At 72.7% G+C, this 6,939-nt stretch carries 7 protein-coding genes; 6 read left to right on the plus strand and 1 reads right to left on the minus strand.

The window, feature by feature from the left end; translation table 11 throughout:
- The first annotated feature begins 6 nt into the window (after nucleotides 1-6).
- Nucleotides 7-1,455, plus strand: a complete 1,449-nt coding sequence (locus ABT092_RS07820; protein ID WP_351240951.1) for a dipeptidase — start codon at nucleotides 7-9, stop codon at nucleotides 1,453-1,455.
- Between the two features lie 80 nt (nucleotides 1,456-1,535).
- Nucleotides 1,536-2,495, plus strand: coding sequence for an NAD(+) diphosphatase (nudC, locus tag ABT092_RS07825; RefSeq protein ID WP_351240953.1), 960 nt, complete (start codon nucleotides 1,536-1,538; stop codon nucleotides 2,493-2,495).
- Nucleotides 2,496-2,555: 60 nt separating this feature from the next.
- Here nudC and ABT092_RS07830 read toward each other — a convergent pair whose 3' ends face one another.
- Nucleotides 2,556-2,810 carry a mycoredoxin gene (locus tag ABT092_RS07830; protein ID WP_351240955.1) on the minus strand — a complete coding sequence of 85 codons (255 nt, stop codon included), beginning with the start codon at nucleotides 2,808-2,810 and terminating at the stop codon, nucleotides 2,556-2,558.
- A gap of 319 nt (nucleotides 2,811-3,129) precedes the next feature.
- On the opposite strand from ABT092_RS07830, the gene ABT092_RS07835 reads away from it, so the two are divergent.
- From ABT092_RS07835 to ABT092_RS07850, 4 genes are all read left to right on the plus strand, one after another.
- Nucleotides 3,130-5,358 carry an ATP-dependent DNA helicase UvrD2 gene (locus ABT092_RS07835; protein ID WP_502968401.1) on the plus strand — a complete coding sequence of 743 codons (2,229 nt, stop codon included), beginning with the start codon at nucleotides 3,130-3,132 and terminating at the stop codon, nucleotides 5,356-5,358.
- Nucleotides 5,359-5,522: 164 nt separating this feature from the next.
- Nucleotides 5,523-5,855 carry a hypothetical protein gene (locus ABT092_RS07840; protein ID WP_351240959.1) on the plus strand — a complete coding sequence of 111 codons (333 nt, stop codon included), beginning with the start codon at nucleotides 5,523-5,525 and terminating at the stop codon, nucleotides 5,853-5,855.
- 193 nt (nucleotides 5,856-6,048) lie between these two features.
- Complete coding sequence (locus ABT092_RS07845) at nucleotides 6,049-6,417, plus strand: WhiB family transcriptional regulator (protein ID WP_351240961.1); 369 nt, start codon at nucleotides 6,049-6,051, stop codon at nucleotides 6,415-6,417.
- Complete coding sequence (locus ABT092_RS07850; protein WP_351240963.1) at nucleotides 6,414-6,728, plus strand: putative WhiB-interacting protein; 315 nt, start codon at nucleotides 6,414-6,416, stop codon at nucleotides 6,726-6,728. The genes ABT092_RS07845 and ABT092_RS07850 overlap by 4 nt, the downstream gene beginning before the upstream one ends.
- Nucleotides 6,729-6,939: the final 211 nt, after the last annotated feature.

Genomic DNA, 6,939 nt, shown 5'->3' on the forward strand with positions numbered 1-6,939 from the left:
AAGGCCATGAGCAAGCCCGTTGACAGTGCCGTCAGCGCCGACGGCGCCGTCAGTGCCGCGCGCCCCGTGAACGCCGTGCGCACCTACGTCGACCAGCACCGCGACGCCTTCCTCGCCGCCCTCGGCGACTGGCTGCGCATCCCGTCCGTGTCGGCACAGCCCGAGCACGCCCCGGACGTGCGCCGCAGCGCCGACTGGCTCGCCGCGACCCTGCGGGACACCGGCTTCCCGACCGTGGAGGTCTGGGACACCCCCGGCGCCCCCGCCGTCTTCGCGCACTGGCCCGCCGCCGACCCGGGCGCCCCCACCGTCCTCGTCTACGGGCACCACGACGTCCAGCCCGCGGCCCGCGAGGACGGCTGGCACACCGACCCCTTCGAGCCCGTCGTCCGCGACGGCCGGCTGTACGCGCGGGGCGCCGCCGACGACAAGGGACAGGTCCTCTTCCACACCCTCGGGGTGCGCGCCCACCTCGCGGCCACCGGCCGCAGCGCGCCCGCCGTCCATCTGAAGCTGCTGGTCGAGGGCGAGGAGGAGTCCGGCTCCCCGCACTTCAGGGCCCTGGTCGAAGCCCACGCCGACCGGCTCGCCGCCGACGCCGTGATCGTCTCCGACACCGGCATGTGGTCCGCCGACACCCCCACCGTGTGCACCGGCATGCGCGGCCTCGCCGACTGCGAGATCGAACTCCTCGGACCCGACCAGGACATCCACTCCGGGTCCTTCGGCGGCGCCGTGCCCAACCCCGCGGACGCCGCCGCCCGCCTCGTCGCCGCCCTCCACGACGAGCACGGCCGGGTGAGCGTGCCCGGCTTCTACGACGGCGTCGTCGACCTCACCGACCGGGAACGGGAACTCTTCGCCGAACTCCCCTTCGACGAGGCGGCCTGGCTGCGCACCGCCAAGTCCCACGCCACCCGGGGGGAGCGCGGGTACACCACCCTGGAACGGGTGTGGGCCCGCCCCACCGCCGAGGTCAACGGCATCGGCGGCGGTTACCAGGGCCCCGGAGGCAAGACGATCATCCCCGCCCGGGCGATGCTGAAGCTGTCGTTCCGCCTCGTCGCCGGCCAGGACCCGGACCGCGTCGAGAAGGCCGTCCGGGAATGGATCGCCGACCGGCTCCCCGCCGGCATCCGGCACGCCGTCGTCTTCGGCGCGGCCACCCGCCCCTGCCTCACCCCGCTCGACCACCCGGCCCTGGAGTCCGTCACCCGGGCCATGGCCCGCGCCTTCGACCGCGAGATCCGCTACACCCGCGAGGGCGGCTCCGGGCCGGCCGCGGACCTCCAGGACGTGCTGGGCGCGCCGGTGCTCTTCCTCGGCATCTCGATCCCGTCCGACGGCTGGCACGCGCCCGACGAGAAGGTGGAGCTGGACCTGCTGTTCAAGGGCGTGGAGGCCGCCGCCCACCTGTGGGAGGACCTCGCCGAGAACTGGCGCGACGTCCCCTGACGCCCCGCGGGCCGCGGGGCCGCATCCGCCCACCGCACGCCCCGCCGAACCCGCCGACCCGACCGCATCCCCCGGGGGAGATGGAAGCACCTGTGACCACCTGGACCGACCGCTACGCCGATCGCCCGTTGCCGCTGGCCGTGCCCAGCGGCATCGACCGCGCGGCCCACCAGCGCCTCGACGAGGCGTGGCTGGCCGCCGCCTGGAGCCACCCCACGACCCGGGTCTTCGTGGTCTCCGGGGGGAAGGTCCTCGTCGACGAGGGGGCGGACGGACGCACCGAACTGGTGATGACCCCCACCTTCGAGGCCCCCCTCACCGAGGCGCACCGCTACTTCCTGGGCACCGACGAGGACGGCGTGCGGTACTTCGCGCTCCAGAAGGACGCCCTGCCGGGCCGGCTGGACCAGTCGGCCCGCGCGGCGAGCCTGCGGGAGGCCGGACAACTCCTCTCGCCCCGGGACGCGGGCCTGATGGTGCACGCGGTCGCCCTGGAGAACTGGCAGCGCATGCACCGCTTCTGCTCCCGCTGCGGCGAGCGCACCGTCATCGCCGCCGCGGGCCACATCCGCCGCTGTCCCGCCTGCGGTGCGGAGCACTACCCGCGCACCGATCCGGCGGTGATCATGCTGGTGACCGACGAGGCGGACCGGGTGCTGCTCGGCCGCCAGGTCCACTGGCCGGAGGGGCGCTTCTCCACCCTCGCCGGATTCGTGGAGCCCGGCGAGTCCGTCGAGCAGTCGGTGCGGCGCGAGGTGGGCGAGGAGGTCGGCCTCACGGTCGGCGAGGTCGGCTACGTCGCCAGCCAGCCGTGGCCGTTCCCCTCCAGCCTGATGCTCGGCTTCATCGCCCGCGCCACCACCACGGAGATCAACGTGGACGGCGACGAGATCTCCGAGGCCCGCTGGTTCTCGCGGCAGGAGCTGGAGGCGGCGTTCGACTCCGGCACGGTGCTGCCGCCGTACGGGATCTCCATCGCGTCCCGGCTGATCGAGCTCTGGTACGGCAAGCCGTTGCCCCGGCAGGGCGTCGCCCTCTGACGTGGTGGGGCGCCCGGGCTCAGGCACCTGGGGGCGGGCGCCCCACCACGTCACCCGGGCTCAGGAGGCGAGGGCCTGCTTGACCTGCGCGAGGCTCGGGTTGGTCAGCACGGTCTCGGTGCCGTCCGCGGACACCGCCACCACCGTGGGCACGGTCTGGTTGCCGCCGTTGACCGACTCCACGAACGTCGCCGAATCCGGGTCGTGCTCGATGTTGATCTCGCGGTAAGCAATGCCCTCGCGGCCCAACTGGCTCTTCAGCCGCTGGCAGTAACCGCACCACGTGGTGCTGTACATCGTCACGGTGCCCGGCATGTTCTCCTGCTCCTCTGCTGCCCGGGGAGGAGCATCCACCGCCCTCCCGCACCGGGAGAACGCACGCGGACGCCCCACCATTCCCACGCGACCGGACCGGCGCGCCCACCGTCCAGCGGGGACCGGCCGGGCGCCCCACGGGCGACCCCGCCGGTCGGCCGAGGCGCGGGGCGAGGACGACGGCACCGACCGGAGAGAGGCGGGGGACTCCCCGCCCGGCGGCACCCCCCGCCCCCGGGAACAGTCATCCCATATGACCGCACACCGTCACCTGTGGATAACTTTCCCCTCCTCCCCGCGGACCTGGCAGCATGGCGGGGTGACCTCAGCAACGCACCCCACCCTCCTCCCGTGGGACACCGGCGCCAGCCAGTTCCCGGCACCACCACGGGGAGCGGACGCCGTGCTGGACGGACTCGACCCCGAACAGCGCGCCGTCGCCACCTCCCTACGGGGCCCGGTGTGCGTACTGGCCGGCGCCGGCACCGGCAAGACCAGGGCCATCACCCACCGCATCGCCTACGGCGTCCACGCCGGAGTCCTCCACCCCACCAGCGTCCTCGCCGTCACCTTCACCAACCGCGCCGCCGGGGAGATGCGCGGCCGACTGCGCCACCTCGGCGTCCAAGGCGTCCAGGCCCGCACCTTCCACTCCGCCGCCCTCCGCCAGCTCCAGTACTTCTGGCCCAAGATCGTCGGCGGTGGTCTGCCCCGCATCGTCGACCGCAAGGCACCACTCGTCGCCGAAGCCGCCGCCACCTGCGGCATCCGACTCGACCGCAGCGAGCTGCGCGACCTCACCAGCGAGATCGAATGGTCCAAGGTCACCCAGACCGTGCCCGCCGACTACCCCGCCGCCGCCCGGACCGCCGGCCGGGAGAGCCCCCGCGACACCGCCGAGATCAGCCAGACCTACCGCGCCTACGAAGACCTCAAGCGCCAACGCTCCGTCATCGACTTCGAGGACGTGCTCCTGCTCACCGTCGGCGTCCTCCAGGACCACCACGACATCGCCGACCAGATCAGACGGCAGTACCAACACTTCGTCGTCGACGAGTACCAGGACGTCAGCCCCCTCCAGCAACGCCTCCTCGACCTCTGGCTCGGCGACCGCGACAGCCTCTGCGTCGTCGGCGACGCAAGCCAGACCATCTACTCCTTCACCGGCGCCACCCCCGACCACCTCCTCGACTTCCGCACCCGCCACCCGGGGGCCACCGTCGTCAAACTCGTCCGCGACTACCGCTCCACCCCCCAGGTCGTCCACCTCGCCAACGGACTGCTCGCCCGCGCCAGCGGCCGAGCCGCCGACCACCGCCTCGAACTCGTCTCCCAACGCCCCGGCGGCCCCGAACCCCGCTACGCCGAGTACGCCGACGAACCCGCCGAAGCCGAGGGAACCGCCCGCCGCATCCGCGACCTCCTCGCCGCCCGGGTCCCCGCCAGCGAGATCGCCGTCCTCTTCCGCACCAACAGCCAGTCCGCGACCTACGAACAAGCCCTGGCCGACGCCGGCATCCCCTACCAGCTACGCGGCGCCGAACGCTTCTTCGAGCGACCCGAGGTCCGCGAAGCGGGCGCCGCACTCCGCGGGGCCGCCCGCTTCGGCGCCAACGACGTCGCCCTCGACGACACCGACGACCTGCCCTCCCAAGTGCGCCACGTCCTCTCCGGCCGCGGCTGGACACCCCAACCGCCCGCAGGCTCCGGAGCCACCCGCGAACGCTGGGAATCCCTCGCCGCCCTCGTCCGCCTCGCCGGGGACCTGGCCCGCACCCGCCCCACCGCCACCCTCACCGACCTCGTCACCGAACTCGACGAACGCGCCGCCGCCCAACACGCCCCCACCGTCGACGGCGTCACCCTCGCCTCCCTGCACGCCGCCAAGGGACTCGAATGGGACGCCGTCTGCCTCGTCGGCGTCGTCGAGGGCATGATCCCCATCACCCACGCGCGCACCCCCGAACAGGTCGAGGAGGAACGCCGCCTCCTCTACGTCGGCGTCACCCGCGCCCGCTCCCACCTCCACGTCTCCTGGTCGCTCGCCCGCTCGCCCGGCGGCCGCCCCGGCCGCGGCGCCAGCCACTTCCTCGACGGCCTGCGCCCCGGCTCCCGCGGGGCCGGCGCCCGCCCCGCCACCCCCGGACCCGGCGGCATCGAACCGGGCGACACCCCCACCCCGACCCCCGCCCCCGCCACCCGGCGCCGAGCCCGCACCCCCGCCCGATGCCGGGTCTGCCGCCGGACCCTCACCGACGCGGGGGAGATGAAGCTGATGCGCTGCGACGACTGCCCCTCCACCATGGACGAGGGCCTCTACGACCGTCTGCACGACTGGCGCGCCGCCCGCGCCGAGGAAACCGGTCAACCGGAGTTCTGTGTGTTCACCGACAAGACACTCGTCGCCATCGCCGAGACGGTCCCCCAGGATGAGGGAACCCTCGCCCGCATCCCGGGGGTCGGGATGCGCAAGGTACGCGGTTACGGAGCCGACGTACTGGCCATCTGCGCAGGTGAGGAGGGGCAACCAGGGCACCCTGACCTCTGAGGCAAACTCGTCGGAAAAATAGTTTGCGCATGCCCCGGCACGCACCATAGGTTCTTAAGCACGGAAACGACGGCTTCTCCGAAGCCCCGAATCCGTGGTGTACTTCATATCCGTCGGACCAGGCTCGACCCGGTCCCCCTAGACGCCGAGAGGAGGCGAGTCCAGTGATCAGCATCAAGAACCGGAACACCAACGCGTTCGTCGACGCTGCCGCGATGTGCGGTCGCTCGGCCGTCGCCTCCAGCAGCCCGCTCGGTTCCTCGAACCCGGGCACCGGTCTGCCCGGCGCCGCCCTGCGTCCCGAACTCGCCCAGGTCACCGACGGCCTCGTCATCCGCGAGCGCTCCCGCCGGCAGGCCCAGGCACCAGCAACGGCAGCCAAGGCACTGGCCTATGGCTTTACCACCACCGATGCCGGCGCCAGCGAGCGGCCGACCAAGCAGCACCACACGATGTGGGCCTTCCGTGGGCTCAACCCCTGGAGTCATCCAGCCTGACCACCATCAGGCAGGCGCCTTCAGGGCCGCGGAACCCCACCCGGGAACCGCGGCCCTTCTGCTTTCCCCAGCAGGAAACAGAACCAAGGCGCCACGGGACAACAGAACACCCGGTACCAGCCTCCTCAGCCACCGCTGAAGAGACAGCCACCGGCCCACCGGCCGGACCGAACCACACGAGGAAGACACCACCGTGCATCTCGAAGCGCACGTCCCGTCAACTCCGCCCTCGGACACGCACACCCAGACCGGCCCCACGAAGGACTCCACCGTGACGCCCCTGACCGCGCTCACCGCGCTCGACGACGCCATCGAAAACCTCGGCGCACCCGTGCCCTGCCGCTCCTACGACCCCGAGGTCTTCTTCGCCGAGTCGCCGGCCGACGTTGAGTACGCCAAGTCGCTGTGCCGCACCTGCCCGCTCGTGGAAGCCTGCCTCGCCGGCGCCAAGGAGCGGCGCGAGCCGTGGGGCGTCTGGGGCGGAGAACTGTTCGTACAGGGCGTCGTCGTCGCCCGCAAGCGGCCCCGCGGCCGCCCGCGCAAGAACCCGGTCACGGTATGAAAACCCTCGGCACGATCGACCATCCCCTCACGCACGACCCCAGGAATCAGGCCCCGATGACATCCACCCACGAACCCACAGGCCCCACCACGGACCTCTCCGTCATCGGCGTCGACGCCCGCCAGAACAGGAACCGAGCCATGCAACTCATCCCAGAAGCGCTCGCCCGCGCGCATATGCGCGAGCGGCTCCGCGAAGCCGAGGAGGCCCGCCCGGCCGCCCGGATCGTCGCGGCCCGGCGCATGCAACGCCGCGCCGAACGCGCCTCGATGCGCGCCCGGCGCGCCCTCGCCGTCGCCGTCATGCAGTGACCGCGTCAACGACGCGCCGCACCGGGTGAGACGACCGCGGCCCACCCGGAGAACAAGTGTCCGGTCCCCGCCCGGCCGACACCCCGGCACCACCCCCGCCCGTGGGGGGGGGGGGGGGGGAGCCCCCCCACACCCACACCAAGAACGTCAAGAAAAACACCAACAAAAAACACACCCACACCACCCCCCCCACCACCACCCCCACCCCCAC

It is taken from the genome of Streptomyces sp. NPDC002490, from assembly GCF_040296045.1.
GTDB lineage: Bacteria > Actinomycetota > Actinomycetes > Streptomycetales > Streptomycetaceae > Streptomyces.